This window comes from Corallococcus sp. CA041A, from assembly GCF_003612075.1.
GTDB lineage: Bacteria > Myxococcota > Myxococcia > Myxococcales > Myxococcaceae > Corallococcus > Corallococcus exiguus.
In genome coordinates, this window is sequence record NZ_RAWF01000545.1 from 1 (window position 1) to 1,222 (window position 1,222).

Consider the following 1,222-nt stretch of genomic DNA (forward strand, 5'->3'; position numbering starts at 1 on the left):
ATGGTGGGAACCGAAGGCGGACGGGCCGCGGGAGCCACGGGCGGAATCACCGGGCTCAGGGGCTGCATGGTCGGCACGGCCGAGGGACCGCGAGCCACGGGCGGCGGCGTCGGCATGGACGCGATGCTCGGCACCGACGGCGGCATGGCGGGGGGCATCGCGGGCGAAGCGCTCGCGGTGGGCGGAACGACCGGTGCGATGCGAGGCGTCGACGCGGGAGCCACGGGAGGCGTCACCGCGCCCACGGCCGGCGTCGTGGTGGTCGGCCGGGCGATGGCGGGAGCCACGGGAGGCGTCACCGCGCCCACGGCCGGCGTCGTGGTGGTGGGCCGGGCCGTGGCGGGCGCCTGGGGCGGAGTCACTGCGCCCACGGCCGGAATCGCGCTGACAGTGGGGCGAGCACCGACGGGAGTTGCCGGAGCCTGCGGAGCAGTCACCGCGCCCACGGCCGGAATCGCGGTCACGGTCGCGCGAGGCGTGGCGGGAGTCGCCGGAGCCTGAGGCGGGGTCACCGCGCCCACGGCCGGAATCGCGGTCGCGGTGGGCCGGGTCTGCGCGGTCGTCACCGGCGGCACGGACGCGGCGCCAACAGACGGAACCCCCGACACCGTGGGCCGTGCCGAGGCCGGGGCACCCACAGGGGCAATGCCCGGCGGTGTCCCAGGAGGAGCGGCCCCCATGGGCGCGAGGCCCGCGGGAGTGGGCCGCTGAGGGGCCCCCGTCGTGGGTGCTCCTCCCGAGGGAGAAACGGACGGAACTCCAATGGACGATGCGGGCCGAGCCGTCGCCGGAGCCACAGGCGGAACGCCGCCCACGGCAGGCGCCACGGAAGGAACCTGACCCGACGCAGGCCGAGCCGTCGCCGGAGCCACGGGCGGAACGCTGCCCACAGCCGGAGCCACTGATGGCACCTGACCCGACGCAGGCCGAGCCGTCGCCGGAGCCACGGGCGGAACGCTGCCCACAGCCGGAGCCACTGATGGCACCTGACCCGACGCAGGCCGAGCCGTCGCCGGAGCCACCGAAGGAACCTGACCCGACGCAGGCCGAGCCGTCGCCGGAGCCACGGGCGGAACGCCGCCCACGGCAGGCGCCACCGAAGGAACCTGGCCCGACGCGGGCTTCGCCGGAGGCACCGCGGGCACCTGACCCGACGCGGGCCGGGCCGCCGCCGGAGCCTGTGGGGGCGCGACGGGGGGCGGCGTGGCGCGGGCGACCGGGG

Annotated in this window: 1 pseudogene; it reads left to right on the forward strand. The window is 77.6% G+C overall.

Features of this window, described 5'->3' with window-relative positions:
• Positions 1-501, forward strand: a pseudogene (locus D7V77_RS42030) (hypothetical protein); the annotation flags it as partial.
• Between the last annotated feature and the right edge of the window lie 721 nt (positions 502-1,222).